Source organism: Usitatibacter rugosus, assembly GCF_013003965.1.
In the GTDB taxonomy this organism is placed as follows: Bacteria; Pseudomonadota; Gammaproteobacteria; order Burkholderiales; family Usitatibacteraceae; genus Usitatibacter; species Usitatibacter rugosus.
On record NZ_CP053069.1, the window covers coordinates 3,755,779 to 3,773,157 of the forward strand.

The 17,379-nt window shown below is 67.6% G+C and carries 15 protein-coding genes; 7 read left to right on the plus strand and 8 right to left on the minus strand.

Annotated features, from left to right (window positions below; genetic code table 11):
* Window positions 1-65: 65 nt before the first annotated feature.
* The 5 genes from DSM104443_RS17680 to DSM104443_RS17700 form a co-directional block, all read right to left on the minus strand.
* A complete protein-coding gene (locus DSM104443_RS17680; RefSeq protein WP_171094612.1) occupies window positions 66-1,205 on the minus strand; it encodes a TRAP transporter substrate-binding protein in 1,140 nt (379 codons plus the stop codon).
* Window positions 1,206-1,507: 302 nt separating this feature from the next.
* Window positions 1,508-2,785: a citrate transporter gene (locus DSM104443_RS17685; RefSeq protein ID WP_171094614.1), complete on the minus strand. Its 1,278-nt coding sequence runs from the start codon at window positions 2,783-2,785 to the stop codon at window positions 1,508-1,510.
* Window positions 2,782-3,354, minus strand: a complete 573-nt coding sequence (locus tag DSM104443_RS17690) for a LutC/YkgG family protein (protein ID WP_212756774.1) — start codon at window positions 3,352-3,354, stop codon at window positions 2,782-2,784. Before DSM104443_RS17690 ends, DSM104443_RS17685 begins: the two co-directional genes overlap by 4 nt.
* Window positions 3,355-3,444: 90 nt before the next feature.
* Window positions 3,445-4,878 (minus strand): LutB/LldF family L-lactate oxidation iron-sulfur protein, encoded by a 1,434-nt coding sequence (locus DSM104443_RS17695; protein WP_171094618.1) that lies wholly within the window; start codon window positions 4,876-4,878, stop codon window positions 3,445-3,447.
* The gene (locus DSM104443_RS17700; RefSeq protein ID WP_171094620.1) at window positions 4,878-5,606 is read right to left on the minus strand and encodes a (Fe-S)-binding protein; all 729 of its coding nucleotides are present in this window, start codon (window positions 5,604-5,606) and stop codon (window positions 4,878-4,880) included. Before DSM104443_RS17700 ends, DSM104443_RS17695 begins: the two co-directional genes overlap by 1 nt.
* A 61-nt stretch (window positions 5,607-5,667) precedes the next feature.
* Here DSM104443_RS17700 and DSM104443_RS17705 point away from each other — a divergent pair, with 61 nt between their 5' ends.
* Both DSM104443_RS17705 and DSM104443_RS17710 read left to right on the plus strand, forming a co-directional pair.
* Window positions 5,668-6,696, plus strand: coding sequence for a methionine synthase (locus DSM104443_RS17705; protein WP_171094623.1), 1,029 nt, complete (start codon window positions 5,668-5,670; stop codon window positions 6,694-6,696).
* Window positions 6,693-9,011: a cytochrome-c peroxidase gene (locus tag DSM104443_RS17710; protein WP_171094624.1), complete on the plus strand. Its 2,319-nt coding sequence runs from the start codon at window positions 6,693-6,695 to the stop codon at window positions 9,009-9,011. The genes DSM104443_RS17705 and DSM104443_RS17710 overlap by 4 nt, the downstream gene beginning before the upstream one ends.
* 632 nt (window positions 9,012-9,643) lie before the next feature.
* Here the strand turns inward: DSM104443_RS17710 and pbpG are convergent.
* Window positions 9,644-10,546, minus strand: a complete 903-nt coding sequence (pbpG, locus tag DSM104443_RS17715; protein ID WP_246232346.1) for a D-alanyl-D-alanine endopeptidase — start codon at window positions 10,544-10,546, stop codon at window positions 9,644-9,646.
* 103 nt (window positions 10,547-10,649) lie between these two features.
* On the opposite strand from pbpG, the gene DSM104443_RS17720 reads away from it, so the two are divergent.
* Genes DSM104443_RS17720 through DSM104443_RS17730 form a run of 3 tightly spaced genes read left to right on the plus strand, consistent with a single transcriptional unit; the run spans window position 10,650 to window position 14,100 of the window.
* Window positions 10,650-11,948 carry an O-acetylhomoserine aminocarboxypropyltransferase gene (locus DSM104443_RS17720; protein ID WP_171094626.1) on the plus strand — a complete coding sequence of 433 codons (1,299 nt, stop codon included), beginning with the start codon at window positions 10,650-10,652 and terminating at the stop codon, window positions 11,946-11,948.
* A 2-nt stretch (window positions 11,949-11,950) separates the two neighbouring features.
* Window positions 11,951-12,751, plus strand: coding sequence for an alpha/beta fold hydrolase (locus DSM104443_RS17725; RefSeq protein WP_171094627.1), 801 nt, complete (start codon window positions 11,951-11,953; stop codon window positions 12,749-12,751).
* Complete coding sequence (locus DSM104443_RS17730) at window positions 12,748-14,100, plus strand: tetratricopeptide repeat protein (RefSeq protein WP_171094628.1); 1,353 nt, start codon at window positions 12,748-12,750, stop codon at window positions 14,098-14,100. Before DSM104443_RS17725 ends, DSM104443_RS17730 begins: the two co-directional genes overlap by 4 nt.
* On the opposite strand, the gene DSM104443_RS17735 is transcribed toward DSM104443_RS17730, so the two are convergent.
* Together DSM104443_RS17735 and DSM104443_RS17740 are read right to left on the minus strand one after the other, a co-directional pair.
* The gene (locus DSM104443_RS17735; RefSeq protein WP_171094629.1) at window positions 14,053-15,855 is read right to left on the minus strand and encodes an ABCB family ABC transporter ATP-binding protein/permease; all 1,803 of its coding nucleotides are present in this window, start codon (window positions 15,853-15,855) and stop codon (window positions 14,053-14,055) included. The two genes, DSM104443_RS17730 and DSM104443_RS17735, sit on opposite strands and share 48 nt — an antisense overlap.
* The gene (locus DSM104443_RS17740) at window positions 15,852-16,211 is read right to left on the minus strand and encodes a cupin domain-containing protein (RefSeq protein ID WP_171094631.1); all 360 of its coding nucleotides are present in this window, start codon (window positions 16,209-16,211) and stop codon (window positions 15,852-15,854) included. The genes DSM104443_RS17735 and DSM104443_RS17740 overlap by 4 nt, the downstream gene beginning before the upstream one ends.
* Before the next feature lie 152 nt (window positions 16,212-16,363).
* Here DSM104443_RS17740 and DSM104443_RS17745 point away from each other — a divergent pair, with 152 nt between their 5' ends.
* Both DSM104443_RS17745 and DSM104443_RS17750 read left to right on the plus strand, forming a co-directional pair.
* On the plus strand, window positions 16,364-16,519 hold the full coding sequence (locus DSM104443_RS17745) for a hypothetical protein (RefSeq protein WP_171094633.1): 156 nt from the start codon (window positions 16,364-16,366) through the stop codon (window positions 16,517-16,519).
* A gap of 56 nt (window positions 16,520-16,575) precedes the next feature.
* Complete coding sequence (locus DSM104443_RS17750; protein ID WP_171094634.1) at window positions 16,576-17,349, plus strand: hydroxypyruvate isomerase family protein; 774 nt, start codon at window positions 16,576-16,578, stop codon at window positions 17,347-17,349.
* Window positions 17,350-17,379 lie beyond the last annotated feature (30 nt).

The following is a 17,379-nucleotide window of genomic DNA, read 5'->3' on the forward strand; positions in this document are numbered from 1 at the left end:
GCCCTACAAAAAACGAAGCACCAGCCGGGACTGCCCGGTTGGTGCTTCGGTCCTTCAGGTTACGGTCAAGCTTTCTTCGCGGGCGCCGCTGCTGCCTTGGCGAAGTAATGGTTGTATGCCATGCGGCGTTGCACGACGGTGTCCAGCTCCCACTTCACGACGCGCTCGGCGAAGGCCTTCTGCGAGTCCATGATTTCCTTGAAGAGGGGGTTGTCCGTGGCCTTCTTGGCCGCGGCGGCGTCGTACGCGGTGAGCTGCGACTGCAGGATGGAATCCGGCGTCTTGTAGAACTTCACGCCGCCCTTCTGCATCTCCACGTAGTCCTTGGAGTAGCGGTCATGGGCCTTCCACGACATGTCGGCCGAGGCTGCGTCGACGCCGTTGGCGATGATGGCGCGCATCTTTTCCGGCAGCGCGTCGTACTTGGCCTTGTTGAACATGATCTCGAACTGCTCGGCGTTCTGGTGGAACGACTGGAGCATGCAGACCTTCGACACATCCGGGAAGCCGAGCAGGCGATCCGACGAGGCATTGTTGAATTCCGCCGCGTCGAGCAGGCCACGGTCCATCGCCGGGACGATCTCGCCGCCGGGCAGCGCGTTGACCGCGGCGCCCATGCCGGTGAACACGTCGATCGAGATGCCGACCGTGCGGTACTTGAGGCCCTTGAAGTCGTCGACCTTGGTGATCGGCTTCTTGAACCAGCCGAGGGGCTGCGTCGGCATCGGGCCGTACGGGAACGACACGACGTTGGCGCCGATGGAGGCATAGAGCTTGTTCAGCAGCTCCTTGCCGCCGCCGTAACGGTGCCAGGAGAGGAGCTCGTTGGCATCCATGCCGAAGGCCGGGCCGGATCCCCACAGGGCGAGCGCGTTCTGCTTGCCGTAGTGATAGACCAACACGCCGTGGCCGCCGTCGAGCGTGCCCTTCGACACGGCTTCGAGCAGGCCGAAGGCGGGAACGACCGCGCCCGCGGGCAGCACTTCGATCTTGAGATCGCCGCCGGTCATGTCGTTGATCTTCTTGGCGAAGTCGAGGGCGTACTCGTGGAAGATGTCTTTCGCCGGCCAGGTGGACTGCCAGCGCATCGTGATCGGGCCGGCCTGCGCCTTCGAGACCATCGGGAATGCGAGGCTCGCCGTGCCTGCGGCTGCCGCAGCACCCGCCAGGAACTTGCGCCGGTTGACGGGTTTCTTGTCGCTCATGTGTTCTCCTCGGTATGGGTTGCGCTTGTGGAATACCAACGCTTTGCCGGCTGTTGCGGCCCCTGGGGAGCCCTTCTTCGAGATGTCGCCGGATAACCGGGAAATCGTAAACGTTGCTGCGGCGCGGAGGCAATAGACACGTGCAGGTATTTCGGGGAGGACGGGCGGGCACCGATCCTTGCTGCGTCGCAGCATTCGTTGCGCGCGCGTGAGGATGCGAACGCTATTGCATAGCAGCAATGTGGCATGCGCGCGCGATACCCGCACCCCGGTATAAGGGACGGATACGCCCTCCGCGGCGCTCAGCGTTGCGGTTGGGAGGCTGGCGGAGGCGCGCCGAGGGAGCCGCCGCGCTTGTCCGTGGGATGCCAGCCGACGACAACGAGGAACACCACGAAGCCGATCACGTAGGCCAGCGCGACGTGCCATCCGTGCCGCAGCCACAGGCCCACGCTGCGAGCCTCGGGGAAGCTGTTGGAGAGCGCCACGCCCGCGCTCGAGCCGAACCAGATCATCGAGCCGCCGAAGCCCACGGCATACGCGAGCATTCCCCAGTCATAGCCGCCCTGTTTCAGTGCAAGCGCGGTGAGGGGGATGTTGTCGAACACCGCGGAGACGAAGCCGAGGCCGAATGTCGTCTGCCACGTGGGCGAGGGAAGCTTCTCGACCGGCATCATCGAGGCAATGGTGACGAGCGAGAGCAGGAACACCGTGCCCTTGATCGTCTCCGGCATCACCGACCAGTCCGGGCGCCGCAGCGGCGCCGCGACGAGGATGGCGACCCAGACCGCCACGCCGATCACCGGGAATGTGTCGAGCGCCCACTTGAAGTGGAGGTTCGCCATCACGTTGCTGACGATCGCGGCCGCGAGGATGAACGCGACGATGCCCACGCGTGCCCAGTCCACCTTGGTGCCCGCCGGCGTGTCCTTCAGGATCGGGGAGTAGGCGTGCTGCTGGCGCGCCGCGAACCAGCCGAAGATGGCGAGCGCCACCACGGCGGCGACGTACGCATCGAGCACCGCGAGCGGGCTCACGCCGTCGATCCACATCATCGTCGTCGTCGTGTCGCCGACCACGCTGCCGGAGCCGCCCGCGTTCGAGGCCGCGACGATCGCCGCGAGGTAGCCGATGTGGACCTTGCCCTGGAACACCGCGCGCGCCATGGTGCCGCCGATGATCGCCGCCGCGATGTTGTCGAGGAACGAGGAGAGGACGAACACCACGGCCAGCAGGACGAAGGCGCCTTTCCAGTCGTCGGGGAGGATCCGCGGCAGCTCCAGCGGAACATGGCTCTCCTCGAAGTGGCGCGAGAGCAACGCGAAGCCCAGCAGCAGCAGGAAGAGGTTGGCGAGCGTCACCCACTCGTGCGCGAGATGGGCGCCAAGGCCCGCGAATCCCGCGCCGGTCTTGAAGCCGGTGAACACCAGCTTGTAGACGACGATGATGAACAGGCCCGCCAGGCCGACCCGCAGCGTGTGGCGGTGGAACGTCGCGACGCCGAGCAGCGTGAGCGCGAACAGGACAAGGACAACGGGAATGCCGAGGATCGAGGGCCCGTCCCCGGCGACCGGCGTCATGGCACGAGTATCACATGGACGCGATACGGCCCATGGGCGCCGATCACGATGGTCTGCTCGATGTCGGCGGTGCGCGACGGGCCCGAGACGAAGAAGGTGGCGCGCGGCGGCTCGCCGCGTTCATTGCGCAGCATCGCGAACGCCTCTTCCATCGTGTCGACCAGGCGCGAGCGGCGAACGATGCATACATGGGTCTCCGGGAGCAGGGCCGTGGCTTTCGGCTGGGAGGGCGAGGACAGCAGCAGCACCGTCCCGGTCTCCGCGATGGCGCAGAAGCAGCCCGTGACGCCGACGCGGTCATCGCCCTGCGCCGTCCGATTGTCGATGGTCACGCCCGCGCCCGCCCAATCGAGATTCGCAAGCTCCGCCCAGAGCACCACGCGCTTGTCGAGCGCATTGCGGTCGAGGTACGCGACGACTTCGCGCGGCACGTCGTCGTAGCCCGCCACCTCCGTGTACGTCGAGCCCTGGCGCGCGCACTCCGACCGGAACTGCGCGAGCTGGTCGGGCGGCAGCGCGATGCCCGGCAGCGGGCCGATCTCGTGCTCGCGCATCGCCGTGCGGATCATCTCGAATTCCGCTTCGGTCGGCTCGCCTCCGGCACGACCCTGGGCCTTCCGAATCCTCGCGAGTATGTTTTCCCTCGATCCCATCCGTGTTTATCCGTGTTTATCCGTGGACAACGCTTCTCGCCTTTGACTTTCGCCGTACATCTCGCGGAAAGTCTTCCCCTCCGGCGCCGGCATGTCGCGCCCGCTCGTCCAGCCATCGAGGCCGGGCAGGCGATGGATCAGCTTCTCGCGTCCTCCCATCCAGGAGGCAACGCGCGCCGCCATCTTCGTGAGCGCCGCGTAGAGCTTCGGCCGCCTCGCCGCATAGCTCCACAGCGTGATGCCCGCGCGTTCGCTCCAGGGCCGGAGCTTCATGTCGAACTGCTTCTCGCGGAGCTTCCGCATCAGGTCCGGCAACGGGATCTTCACCGGGCACACGACCGCGCATTCGCCGCAGAAGGTCGCGGCATTCGGCAGGTCGCCCGCGTTCTCGATGCCCACGTACGTCGGCGTGAGCACCGAGCCCATCGGCCCCGGATAGACCCAGCCGTACGCGTGGCCGCCGACGTTCTGGTAGACGGGGCAATGGTTCATGCAAGCGCCGCAGCGGATGCAGCGCAGCATCTCCTGCATCTCGCCGCCGAGGAACTTCGAGCGGCCGGCGTCGACGAGCACGATGTGCATCTGCTCGGGGCCGTCGGTCTCGCCGGGCGCACGCACACCCGTAGTGAGCGTGAGGTAGTTGGCGATCGCCTGCCCGGTGGCCGAGCGCGGCAGCAGGCGGATCAGCGTCGCGAAATCCTCGAGCGTCGGGATCACCTTCTCGATGCCGGTGATCACGCAGTGGATCCGCGGCACGGTGGTGACGAGGTCGGCGTTGCCCTCGTTGGTGACGGTGAGCGTGGTCCCGGTCTCGGCGATGACGAAGTTCGACCCCGAGACGCCCATGTCGGCGGTGAGGAAGTGCTCGCGCAGCGCCTCGCGCGCCTCGCGCGTCATCGCGGCGATGTCGGTCAGGCGCGGCTTGTGGTGCGCGGCGTGGAAGAGGTCGGCCACCTCCTCCTTCGACTTGTGCACGGCCGGGGCCACGATGTGCGAGGGCGGCTCGTGCGCGAGCTGCAGGATGTATTCGCCGAGGTCGGTCTCGATCACCTGGATGCCCGCGGCCTCGAGCTTGTCGTTGAGGTTCACCTCTTCCGAGACCATCGACTTCGACTTCGTCACTTTCTTCACGTTGTTGGCGCGAGCGATCTCCGCCACGATTGCGCACGCTTCCTCCGCGGTCTCGGCCCAGTGGACCTGGGCGCCACGGCGGGTCGCGTTGCGCTCGAACTCCACGAGGTACGCATCGAGGTTGGCGATCGTGCGGTCGCGCAGCTGTGCGGCGTGCGCGCGAACGGCTTCCCACGCGTCCACCTCGGCCACGGCACGGGCTCGCGCCTCGACGAACTTGCCCTTGAACTTGCGCAGGCTCTCCTGCAGCACCGGGTCCTGGAGCTTCATCGACGCCGACTGCTTGAAGAACATCGACTTCACTTGCATCAGGAGGTCCCCTCGCCGGCCAGGACTTCCGCGAAGTGCATCACGCGGGTCGTCAGGTCGCCCTCGCGGCGCAGGCGCCCCTCGAGGTTGAGCAGGCATCCGAGGTCGCCGCCCACCAGCGTCTTCGCTCCGCTGGCGCGCACGCTCGCGCACTTGTTCTCGGCCATGCGCGTGGAGATGTCGCCCAGCTTCACGGAGAACGTGCCGCCGAAGCCGCAGCATTTCTCGCAATCGGGCATCTCGGCCACGCTCGCCCCGGCCATCTGCAGCAGGTAGCGCGGCTGCATCTTCACGTCCAGCTCGCGCAACCCCGCGCAGCTGTCGTGGTAGGTCACCGTTTCGCCGTAGCGGCCCGGCACATCCGCGACCTTGAGCACGTTGATGAGGAAATCGGAGAGCTCGTACCACTTGGCGGCGAGTCTCTCGAACTCGGCTCTCTCGGGCGAGTCGCGGAAGAGGTCCTGCACGTAGTGGACCTTCACCTGTCCCGAGCACGAGCCGGAGGGCGCCACGATGTAGTCGCAGTCGCGGAATTCGGCGAGGACCTTCCTCGCGAGGTCGATGGACGCTTCGCGCGCGCCCGAGTTGTATCCCGGCTGGCCGCAGCAGGTCTGCGCTTCGGGGACGACTACCTCGCAGCCCGCGTCGCGCAGGAGCTTCAACGTCGCGAAGCCGATCCGGGGCCGCACGAGATCGACAAGACATGTGACGAATAGTCCAACTTTCATGTCCTCATTATGAATGAATGGGGTCAGACTCCATTGGAGTTAATCCATTACTATTTCGACCATGCTCCTATTCCCGACCACCATCGCCGGCAGCCTGCCCAAGCCCAACTGGCTCGCCGAGCCGCTGAAGCTCTGGGCCCCCTGGAACCTCGAGGGCGAGCGCCTCGTCGTCGGCAAGCACGATGCCGTGCGCCTGGTCCTCAAGCTGCAGGAGGACGCCGGGATCGACATCGTCACGGACGGCGAGCAGACGCGCCGGCACTTCGTGAACGGCTACATGGAGCACCTGGACGGCATCGACTTCGACAATTTGAAGACGGTGCGCATCCGCAACCGCTACGACGCCAACGTCCCGCGGGTGATCGGCCCGGTGACGCGCAAGCGCCCGGTCCACACCGAAGACGTGAAGTTCCTGCGCGCCAGCACGAAGAAGAAGATCAAGTTCACGCTGCCCGGCCCGATGACGATGGTCGACACGCTCTTCGACGAGTACTACGGCAGCCGCGAGAAGCTCGCGATGGCCTTCGCCGAGATCCTGAACCAGGAGGCGAAGGAGCTTGCGGCCGCGGGCGCCGACTACGTGCAGTTCGACGAGCCCGCCTTCAACGTCTACTTCGACGAGGTGCGCGAGTGGGGTGTTGCGGCCCTCGAGCGCGCCCGCAAGGACGTGCCGACGAAGTGCGCGGTCCACATCTGCTACGGCTACGGCATCGAGGCCAACAACAAGTGGAAGGAGACGCTGGGCCACGAGTGGCGCCAGTACGAGAACACCTTCCCGCTGCTCGCCAAGTCCACGATCGACCAGGTCTCGCTGGAGTGCGCGAATTCGCACGTGCCCCTCGAGCTGATCGGCATGCTGCAGGGCAAGGATGTCCTGGTGGGTTCCATCGACGTCGCCTCGAACACGATCGAATCGGCCGAGGACGTGGCCAAGGTGATCCGCGCGGCCATGAAGCACGTGCCCGCCGATCGCATCTTCCCCTGCACCAACTGCGGCATGGTCCCGCTGGCGCGCGACGTCGCCGCCGGCAAGCTCGCGGCGCTGGCCGCCGGCGCAGCGCTCGTCCGCGCCGAGCTCGGCGGGAAGTGACCGCCGTGGTGTCGCGCGCCCTCGCGGCGTTCGCGATCGCGCTGGGCGCGTGGCTGCCGGCCTTCGGCCAGACCTTCACCGGCGCCATGTCCGGCACGTGGTGGGACGCTTCGCGCAGTGGCGAGGGCCAGCTCATCACCTTCGAGACGCTCGGAACGCGCAACGTCGCCACCCTCGCGTTCTTCACCTACACGGCGGACGGAAGGGCCACCTGGCACTTCGGCAACGTCGACTACACGCCGGGGGCAACAAGTCTCTCGATTCCGCTGATCACCGGTGAAGGCCCGCGCTTCGGCTCCGGCTACAACTCGGGGGATTTCCGCACCTCGCCGGCCGGCACCGCGACGCTCGAGTTCGTCTCGTGCACGCAGATGCGCATGCGGCATTCGGCGATGCCGGATGTGACGCTGCAACTCACACGCCTCGTGGGCCCGCTGGTCGGCGCGGCGTGTGGCGCGGCCGCACCCACCGGCGCCGTGACCGCGTTCGCGGGACAGCTCTCGGGCGGCTGGTTCAACGCCGGGCGCAACGGCGAGGGCCAATTCGTGATGTTCGAGTCGACGGCCGCGTCGAGCTCGGTGTTCCTCGCCTACTTCACTTATACCGCCGACGGCAGGCCGTCGTGGCTGGTGGGCAACGCGTTGTTCGCGACCGGTGCGCGCAGCGTCGTGATCCCGCTCATCACCGGTTCCGGCGCGCGCTTCGGCTCTGCGTTCCGGGCGACGGACGTGACGACCGCGCCCTCCGGCTCGATCACGCTCGAGTTCCAGGACTGCGGCAACCTGCGCTTCACGTACACGGGAACGCAGCCGCTCACGGTCGGCATGACGCGCCTCGTGGGGCCGTTGAACGGCATCGCGTGCACCGACAGCACCGGACCCTCGGCCACCGACACCGCGCTTCGCTTCCTGCTCACGCAGAACGGGCTCACCGGGAACGCGCGTGCGGGCCGGACGCTCCCCTCGATCGACGATCCGCTGCCGCAGCTCGGCAAGCTGCTCTTCTTCAGCAAGGCGCTGAGCAGCGCGCGCGACACGGCGTGCGCCTCATGCCATCACCCCGCGCTCGGCGGCAGCGATGCGCTCGCGGTCTCCATCGGATCGGGCGCCGTCTCGGCGGACGTGCTCGGCCCGGGGCGGCGGCTCGCGGGACCGGCGCGCGTCGGGCGTAACGCAAACTCCTTCTTCAATTCCGGCTTGTTCGACGCGGGCCTGTTCTGGGACTCGCGGATCGAGAGCCTGTCGAAGATCTCCGGACGCAACGGCTCGGGCAGCGGCATCCGCACGCCCGATTCGCCGCTGAGCGTCGCGGATCCGGCTGCCGGCCCGAACCTTCCCGCCGCGCAATCGCGCTTCCCGGTCGTGGGCGCGGCCGAGATGCTCGGCAACGGATTCCCCGGCATCACCAGCGATGCGGCGATCCGCAACCATCTCGCGGCGCGCATCGGCAGCTACGGAACCGGCGCGGGCCAGCTCCCCGCGAGCACCTGGCTCGCGCGCTTCCGCACGGCGCTTGGCAGCCCGTCGGGCTCGGCCGAGCAGCTCATCACCTTCGACCAGATCATGAATGCCATCGCGGAGTACGAGCGATCGGCCACGTTCGTGGAGTCCGCCTTCGCGCGCTACGTTCGCGGCGACAACGGCGCGATGACCGAGCAGGCCAAGCAGGGCGCGCTGCTGTTCTACCGGCCCGTCGCTTCGGGCGGTGCCAACTGCGTGCAATGCCATCGCGGCGACTTCATGACCAACGAGCAGCATCACGCGCTCGGCTTCCCGCAGGTTGGGCCGGGCATGGGCGATGGCGCGAACGCCGTCGATGATTTCGGCCGCGGGCGGCAGACGAATCTCGCGGACGACCGCTATCGCTATCGCACGCCCTCGCTGCTCAACGTGGAGGTGACCGCGCCGTACGGCCATGCCGGTTCTTACGCGACGATCGAGGAAGCCGTCGCGCACTACTTCACGCCGGATGCCTCCTCGCAGGCGGTCGTGAATGGGCGTACGTGGTGCCGGATCGCACCGTTCGATTCGGATCCAGGCTGCAATGCGACTCAGGCGAGCGTCACGGCCAACTCGCAGGCGGCGATCGCGAAGCTGCGGGCCGACCAGGCGGCCAATGCAGCGACTTCGATGCCGGTCCTCGATCCGACGCGCTTCGGTTCGAGCGCGATTGGAGACCTTTCCGCGTTTCTGAGGACGTTGACCGATCCGTGCCTCAAGGATCGGTCCTGCTACGGGAAGTGGATTCCGCGGCCGGACGAGGCGCCGGATGGTCTGCAGCTCAATGCGACCGATTCTTCGGGGCGACCCTTCTAAACCTCCGAACACCTTGAGGGTGAGGGGGTGGTGGCTCTTTTTTTGTCGGCTCTGGACTTGGCGGACACGGGACTGCGTGATGCAGGCTTGTGTCGATGTCACTTGCGACGGGTGCGGGTGGGGCATTCGGGGTTGTTACATTCGGCCGCACTCCGACTCGACCGGTTCATTCCGCCAGTCCGCCGCCGAAAAAAAAGAGCCACCCACCCCCTACCCTCACAGCGCCGGACACACAGAAAGCCGATCGCACCGTGATGGATTGCGGGAATCGGGATTGATGCGAGAGAACGGATCCGGACCTGCCACGCCGTCCGACGGGATGACGATCTCCGTGCCGGACGCGCGCCTGCGAGCCGAAAGGATCGCAGTGTCAGGAGGACACGGGGTCGCGTAGGTTCTTTTTCTCGGCGGAAGGACTGGCGGAATGAACCGTTCGAGTCGGAGTGCGGCCGAATCCAGCAACGGTCGATGCCCCGCCTTCAACCGTCGCAAGTGACGTCAACGCAATGAAGCGTCCCGAAGTCCACGAACCGCCATGTCCTGGAGCCGACGAAAAAGGACCTACCGACCCCGTGTCCTCCAGGGCGCGATCTACTTGGGGAATTTCGGCCGCGTGTCCGCAGCCGGAGGAATCAACCCGGCGAGAGGGCCAGCTTGCCCGGGTTCTTCTCGAGCCACTTGCGAATGCGGTTCGCATCCCCGATCCGCGTGAGCTTGCCCCACGAGTCGAGCAGCACGATGACGATCGGCTGGTTCGCGATCATCGCGTGCATGACGAGGCACTTGCCGGCCTCGTTGATGTAGCCCGTCTTCGACAGGCCGATCTGCCAGTCGGAGGCGCGCACGAGGGCGTTGGTGTTCACGAAGCCGATCTTGCGCTTCGAGTTGGGCAGCGTGACGTCGAGCGCCGGCGTCGTGGAGTACTCGCGGATCAGCGGGTACGACGAGGCGGCCGAGACCAGCTTGGCGAGATCCTGCGGGCTGGAGACGTTGCCGGGATTCAAGCCCGACGAATCGACGAACGTGGTGTTGCCGAGGCCTAGCGCCTTGGCCTTGGCATTCATCGCATCGACGAACGCGGGCAGCCCGCCGGGATAGGAGCGGCCGAGCGCGGAGGCGGCGCGGTTGTCGGAGGCGACCAGCGCGATGCGCAGGAGGTCGTCGCGGCGGAAGTGCGTGCCCAGGGGCAGCTTCGACTTCGTGCCCTTCAGCGTGTCGATGTCGTCGTTCGAGAGCGCGATGGGCTCTTCGAGGTCGAGCTTGGAATCCAGCACGATCATCGCCGTCATCAGCTTCGTGATCGAGGCGATGGGATGGGCTTCGTCGGCGTTCTTCGAATAGAGGGTGCGGCCGGTCTGCGGATCGAACACCATGACGGCGGAGGATGCGAGGTTCGGCTCGCCTTCGGCCGTGAGCTCGGCCTTGAGGGCGCTGGCCTTCACGGCGCGCGTCTTCGCGACGGCCGGCTTGTCGGCGGCAGCGGCGGCGCCCAGGGAAACGAGGGCCGCGGTGAGCAAGGCGATGAGTCTGGTCACGTTAGTAAGCGCTTCTACCAAGAGAGACGACACCATAGCGCAGGCAAGGGCATCATGACAAGATAATAACCGTTGCAAGTGTGACTTCCAAGTTCCTGAATTTATGGCCCATTTCGGACCAAAAACGCCCCATCCCGACACCCTCGCGGTCCACGCCGGCCAATCCCCGGATCCGGCGACGGGCGCGCGCGCCGTTCCGATCTACCAGACGGCCTCTTTTGTGTTCCCGGACGCCGACACCGCGGCCGCCCTTTTCAACATGGAACAGCCCGGGCACGTCTATTCCCGGCTCTCCAATCCGACCGTTTCGGCCTTCGAGGAGCGGATCGCCGCCCTGGAAGGGGGGGTCGGGGCGATCGCCACCTCGAGCGGGCAGGCGGCGCTGCACCTGGCCATCGCCACCCTGATGGGCCAGGGCGGGCACATCGTCGCCTCGGCCAGCCTCTATGGCGGCTCCCACAACCTGCTCACCTACACCCTGCCCCGCTTCGGGATCTCGACCACCTTCGTCTCTTCCCGGGACCCGGCCGACTGGCGGCGCGCGATCCGGCCGGAAACACGGCTGCTGTTCGGCGAATCGGTGGGCAACCCGTCGGTGGACGTGCTCGACATCCCCGCCCTCGGCGAGCTGGCCCGCGCCCAGGGCCTGCCGCTGCTGGTGGATGCCACCGTCACCACGCCGTACCTCGGCCGCGCCCTCGACATGGGGGCGCACCTCGTCGTGCACTCCGCGACCAAATTCCTTTCCGGCCACGGCGTGGTGATCGGCGGCGTGCTCGTGGACGGCGGGCGCTTCGATTGGGACGCGGGCGGGCGCTTTCCGACGCTTTCCGAGCCCTACGCCGGCTTCCACGGCATGGTGTTCACCGAGGAATCGCCGGCCACGGCCTTCCTGCTGCGCGCCCGGCGCGAAGGCCTGCGCGACTTCGGCGCCTGCATGGCGCCGATGACGGCCTTCCAGATCCTTCAAGGCATCGAGACGCTGCACCTGCGCATGCCTCGGCACGTGCAGACGACGGCCCGCATCGTCGATTTCCTCGCCACGCACGAGGCGGTGGAAGCCGTGCACCACCCGGACCAGCCGGAGCATCCGGACCACGCGCTCGCGAAGCGCCTCTACCCGCAGGGGTGCAGCGCCATCCTTTCCTTCGAGCTGAAGGGTGGGCGCGAGGCGGGCCAGCGGTTCATCGAGCGGCTGACGCTCTTCTCGCACCTGGCGAACATCGGGGATGCGAAGTCCCTGGTGATCCATCCCGCGAGCACGACGCACTTCCGCATGGACGACGCCGCGCTCGCCGCGGCGGGCATCACGCCGGGGACGGTGCGGCTTTCGATGGGGCTGGAGCATCCGGAAGACCTGATCGAGGACCTTGCCCGCGCGCTGCGCGCGACGCGGAAGTAGGCATGCGGTTCATCGTGGAGGGCTATCCCGCCTACGCCTATACCGGCGGGAAGCCCCACGATCCTCAACGCCCCACCGCGGTTTTCGTGCACGGCGCGGCGTTCGACCACAGCGTCTGGCAATGGCAGTCGCGCTACTTCGCGAACCACGGCCTGTCGGTGCTCGCGGTCGACCTGCCCGCGCACGGGCGCAGCCCCGGTAACGTGCGCCGCTCGATCGAGGAGCTGGCCCAGTGGCTCTCCGCGTTCATCGAAGCCTCGGGCTCCGGCCCCGTCCATCTCGCCGGCCACAGCATGGGCTCGCTCATCGCGCTGGAGACCGCGCTCGCCTATCCGGCGCAGCTCGCATCGCTGGCGCTCGTCGGCAGCGCGATGCCGATGGCCGTGGGCGAGCCGTTCCTCGCGGCCGCGCGCGACGGTGCCGACGCCGCGCTCGACATGGAAGCGGTGTGGGGCCACAGCCGCCATGCGCAACTCGCGACGAGCGCGGTACCGGGCGTCACGCTGCTGGGCGCCAGCCGGCGCTTGAACGCGCGCGCCGCGCAAGGCGTGCTCGCCGCGGATCTCGCCGCCTGCCACGGATATCGTGCCGACCCAGGGGCGCTGCGCAAGCTCGCGCTGCCGGTGCTGGTCCTCGGCGGCAAGCGCGACCAGATGACGCCGGTGACGGCGACCGAAGCGCTCGCGAAGGAGATTCCCGGCGCACGCTTCCTGGCGCTCGACGCGGGCCACTCGATGATGAGCGAGGCGCCGCGGGAGGTCGTGGCCGCACTGCGGTCGCACTGGCTGCCGGCGGCGCGATGAGCGCGGAGCTGCAGCGCGCGCTCGCGCTGCTCACCGCGAAGGACCATGGCTCGGCCGTCGCCGCCTTCGACGCCGTCATCCGCACCGCACCCGGGCTCGTCGATGCGCACTACAACCGCGGCGTGGCGTTGCGCGAGCTTCGCCGCAATGTCGAGGCCCTGCAGGCGTTCGAGACGGCGCTCGCCCTCATGCCGGCTCACGAGGCGGCCGCGCAGAACCGGCTCGCGATGCTCCTCGAGCTTGGGCGCCCCGAAGCCGCACGTGCGGGCCTCGTCGCGGAGGTCGCGCGTGCCGCGACGCCGGACGCGCTCACGAACCTGGGGCTGGCCGAACAGGCGTTGGGCCATCCCGACGAAGCGCGCGCGAAATTTGAATCCGCGCTGGCACTCGATCCCGCACACCGGCTCGCGAGCTGGAACCTGGCCCTCCTCGACCTGCGTGAAGGGCGCTGGAAGGAGGGCTTCGAACGCTACGACGCGGCGTGGCCCGGCACCTTCGGGCGTAACGTGTCGCGCCGCGAGATGGGCCGGCCCGCCTGGCGCGGCGAATCGCTCGAGGGCCGATCGATCCTGCTGCATGGCGACGAGGGCCTCGGCGACACGCTGCAGGGCCTGCGATTCGTCGCGGCGGTCGCACGGCAGGCGGCGCGCACGGTGCTCGAAGTCCAGCGCGGGCTGGGCCCGCTCGCACGCACGCTGGCCACGGACAAGCCGATCGAAGTGATCGAAATGGGGGACACGCTCCCGGCGACCGACGTGCACGCCCCGCTCCACGCCCTTCCCGCGCGGCTCGGCGCCGATGCCACGTCGATCGCCGTCGCGAGCGCCTATGTGACTCCGCCCGCCGAGCGCGTCCTCGAGTGGCGATCGCGCTTGCAAGACGACCGCCTGAAGCACGTGGGACTTGCATGGCGCGGCAATCCGACGCATCCCGACGACCGCTACCGCTCGATGGCGCTCGCGCGGCTGCGGCCGCTCTTCGATGTCGAGGGCTCGCGGCTCGTGAGCTTGCAGTTGAATCCGACCGGGGACGATGTCGCCGTGCTCGCGGAGCGTGGAGCCCCCGATCGCGTGGGCGAAACCACGGACGGCCTCGCCGACACCGCGGGCCTCATCGCGGCGCTGGACCTCGTGATCACCGTCGACACGTCGCTCGCGCACCTCGCGGGCGCGATGGGACGTCCCGTGTGGATCCTCCTCGGCACGCGCCCCGACTGGCGCTGGCTGCGCTCGGGCGAACGCACCGCGTGGTACCCGACCGCCCGCCTGTTCCGCTCGGAGGGCGACTGGGACGCCGTCGTGTCAGGGGTTCGTGGCGAGCTGCGGGGGTTCGTCGCGGGCGGCGGTTGAGCGGGCGCGGTCCTCTTCCTGCTGCAGGCGCCACATCTCGGCGAAGCGCCCGCCCAGGGCCATCAGCTCGCGGAAGGTGCCGCGCTCGACGATCTCGCCCTCCTGCATCACGAGGATCTGGTCCGCGTCGACGATCGTCGAGAGGCGGTGCGCGATCACCAGCGTCGTGCGGTTCTCGGAGATCTGCCGCAGCTCCGCCTGGATGGACTTCTCGGTCTTCGAGTCGAGCGCGGAGGTGGCCTCGTCGAACACGAGGATCGGCGGATCCTTCAGCACCGTGCGCGCGATCGACACGCGCTGCTTCTCTCCGCCCGAGAGCTTGAGCCCGCGTTCGCCCACCGTGGTCTCCCAGGCATCCGGCAGCCCCTCGATGAAGCCGCGGATGTGCGCCACGTCGGCGGCCGCGATCACTTCCTCGCGCGGGGCACCGGGGCGGCCATAGGCGATGTTGTAGAGGATCGTGTCGTTGAAGAGCACCGTGTCCTGGGGAACGATCCCGATGGCCGAGCGGACGCTCGATTGCGTGACGTCGCGCAAGTCCTGCCCGTCGATGGTGATGCGGCCGCGGTTCACGTCGTAGAAGCGGAAGAGCAGGCGCGCCAGCGTGGACTTCCCGGAGCCGCTCGCGCCCACGACCGCCACGCGGTGGCCCGCGGGAATCTCGAAGCTCACGTCCTTCAGGATCGCGCGGCGGGCGTCGTAGCCGAAGTCCACGTTCTCGAAGCGCACGGCGGCTCCATTCACCTGGAGCTCCGTGGCGCCGGGCTTGTCCGCGACCTCGCGGTTCTCGCCGAGGAGCTTGAACATCTTCTCCATGTCGGTGAAGGCCTGCTTCATCTCGCGGTACATCACGCCGAGGAAGTTGAGCGGGATGTAGAGCTGGATCAGCAGCGCGTTCACCATCACCAGGTCGCCGAGCGTGAGCGCCCCGTTCACGATGCCGTCGGCCGCGCGCCACATGAGCAGCGACACGGCGAGCGCGATGATCATCGCCTGCACGGAGTTCAGCAGGCCGAGCGATGTCTCGGAGGTCACGACCGCGTTCTCGTAGCGCGAGAGGTTCTCGTCGTAGCGCTTCGCCTCCCAGCCCTCGTTGCCGAAGTACTTCACCGTCTCGTAGTTGAGCAGCGAGTCGATGGCGCGCGTGTTGGCCTTCGAATCCATCTCGTTCATGGTCCTGCGGTGGGCCGTGCGCCATTCGGAGATCGCGAAGGTGCTCGCGATGTAGAGCAGCAGTGCTCCCACCGTGATCACGCCGAACCAGATGTCGAACTTGTAGATGAGGAAGCCCGTCACCATCGCGATCTCCAGCAGCGTGGGCAGCACGCTGAAGACCATGAAGGAGAGCAGCGTCGAGATGCCGCGCGTGCCGCGCTCGATGTCGCGCGTGAGGCCACCCGTCTGGCGCTCGAGGTGGAAGCGCAGCGACAGCGCATGCAGGTGGTGGAAGATCTCGAGCGCGATCCGCCGCATGGCGCTCTGCGCGACCTTCACGAACACGATGTCGCGAAGCTCGTTGAAGAGCGTGGAGGACAGGCGCAGCGCCCCGTAGGCCGCGAGAAGAGCCACCGGCACCGCGGCGATGGCACCTGGCCCGGTGAGCCCGTCGACGATCCCCTTCATGAGGATCGGCACCGAGATGTTGGCGAGCTTGGCGGAGATCAGGAAGGCGAGCGCCAGCAGCACGCGCCCGCGGTACTCCAGCAGGTAGGGGACGAGCTTGCGAAGGACGGAGAATTCCGAGGCGGTGCTCAAATTCGCTGCAGCGTCGCCTTCGTGAGCTCGTTCACCACGTTGCCGGTGTTGAGCGTGGCCGCGGGCTCGAAGAGCATGACGTGCACTTCGGCCTGCGCGTTCGGGCGGTGCTCGACGCCGCGCGGCACGACGATGAACTCGCCCGTGCCGAGGTGCACCGTGCGGTCGCGGAACTCCATGTCGAACTCGCCCTTCACCACGTAGAACATCTCGTCCTCGTTCGCGTGGCTGTGCCAGGTGAAGGGCCCGAGGAACTTCACCAGCTTCACCATCTGCCCGTTCAGCTCGCCGACCACCTTCGGATCCCAGTGCGTCGCGAACTTCGAGAGCTTCTCGGCAATGTTGACCTTTTCCATGCGTAATCCTCCGCAATGCAGGGGCTATGGTAGCAGCGGGGCGCGCGGCATTTTTTCACGTGCGCCGCGCGGCAATGTGCGGCGACCGCGGCGCCCGGGATGCGCGAGCCTGTGCGGGCAGTGTTCGTTCACCCCAGCCCAAGGAGACATCCATGAATGACCGCACGAAGCATCTCTTCCTCGCCACCGCGCTGCTGCTCGCCTCGATCGCCAGCGGATGTGCCTCCCTCGACGTCGAGGGCAACGGCAACGGCGGCGACCGCCCGGACATCGTCTCGCACATGCAGGACGATTCGCAGGGCAAGTAGGCGCCCGTGGCGCGCGGTTATAGTTGAGGCCCGCCGCGCGCCATGGATTTCCGCCGATGCCCCGCTATGCCGCCAACCTTGGTTGGCTCTTCCCCGAGCATCCCTTCCTCGAACGCTTCGGCGCCGCCGCGCGCGCCGGCTTCAAGGCCGTGGAGTTCGCGGTTCCCTACGACCATCCCGCCGCCGCGATCGCCGAGCAGCTTCGCGAGCATTCGCTCGAGTGCATCCTCTTCAACACGCCTTCGGGCAACAAGGCGAAGGGCGACTTCGGCCTCGCGTGCCGGCCCGAGCGCGTGCACGAGTTCCGCGAGGGCGTGGCCACGGCCATCGAGTACGCCCGCGTCCTGAAGACGCCGCGCGTGAACGTGATCGCCGGCCTCATCAAGGCCGGTGAAGACCCGAGGGAGCTGCATGCGGCGTTCGTCTCGAACCTGCGCCACGCCGCGCGCGAGCTTGCCGCGGCCGGCCTGCAGATGCTGATGGAGCCGATCAACAACGTCGACAATCCCGGCTACTTCTTCCCGCGCAATCCACCCGCCCGCGCGCTGATCGAGGAAGTCGGAGCGCCCAACTTCGCGCTGCAATGCGACCTGTATCACGTGGCGATGATGGGCGACGATCCCGCCGCGGTCTTCGAGGACCTGCGGCCGATCATCGGCCACGTGCAGTTCGCGGACGTGCCGGGGCGGGGCGAGCCGGGCACCGGAAAGGTGCCGCTGCAGGCGCTCTTCGCGCAGATCGACCGCAGCGGTTACACGGGCTGGACCGCGGCCGAATACAGACCGTCGCGAAGGACGGAAGATACTTTGGACTGGATGCGTTGGTGCTAGAGTGGATTTGCGCCGCCACGCTTCGGAGTC

Excerpts from the sequence above, each read along its gene's own strand:
- DSM104443_RS17680 (WP_171094612.1), bottom strand. The coding sequence starts at position 1,205 with ATGAGCGACAAGAAACCCGTCAACCGGCGCAAGTTCCTGGCGGGTGCT.
- DSM104443_RS17685 (WP_171094614.1), bottom strand. The coding sequence starts at position 2,785 with ATGACGCCGGTCGCCGGGGACGGGCCCTCGATCCTCGGCATTCCCGTT.
- DSM104443_RS17690 (WP_212756774.1), bottom strand. The coding sequence starts at position 3,354 with ATGATCCGCACGGCGATGCGCGAGCACGAGATCGGCCCGCTGCCGGGC.
- DSM104443_RS17695 (WP_171094618.1), bottom strand. The coding sequence starts at position 4,878 with ATGCAAGTGAAGTCGATGTTCTTCAAGCAGTCGGCGTCGATGAAGCTC.
- DSM104443_RS17700 (WP_171094620.1), bottom strand. The coding sequence starts at position 5,606 with ATGAAAGTTGGACTATTCGTCACATGTCTTGTCGATCTCGTGCGGCCC.
- DSM104443_RS17705 (WP_171094623.1), top strand. The coding sequence starts at position 5,668 with ATGCTCCTATTCCCGACCACCATCGCCGGCAGCCTGCCCAAGCCCAAC.
- DSM104443_RS17720 (WP_171094626.1), top strand. The coding sequence starts at position 10,650 with ATGGCCCATTTCGGACCAAAAACGCCCCATCCCGACACCCTCGCGGTC.
- DSM104443_RS17725 (WP_171094627.1), top strand. The coding sequence starts at position 11,951 with ATGCGGTTCATCGTGGAGGGCTATCCCGCCTACGCCTATACCGGCGGG.
- DSM104443_RS17730 (WP_171094628.1), top strand. The coding sequence starts at position 12,748 with ATGAGCGCGGAGCTGCAGCGCGCGCTCGCGCTGCTCACCGCGAAGGAC.
- DSM104443_RS17740 (WP_171094631.1), bottom strand. The coding sequence starts at position 16,211 with ATGGAAAAGGTCAACATTGCCGAGAAGCTCTCGAAGTTCGCGACGCAC.
- DSM104443_RS17745 (WP_171094633.1), top strand. The coding sequence starts at position 16,364 with ATGAATGACCGCACGAAGCATCTCTTCCTCGCCACCGCGCTGCTGCTC.
- DSM104443_RS17750 (WP_171094634.1), top strand. The coding sequence starts at position 16,576 with ATGCCCCGCTATGCCGCCAACCTTGGTTGGCTCTTCCCCGAGCATCCC.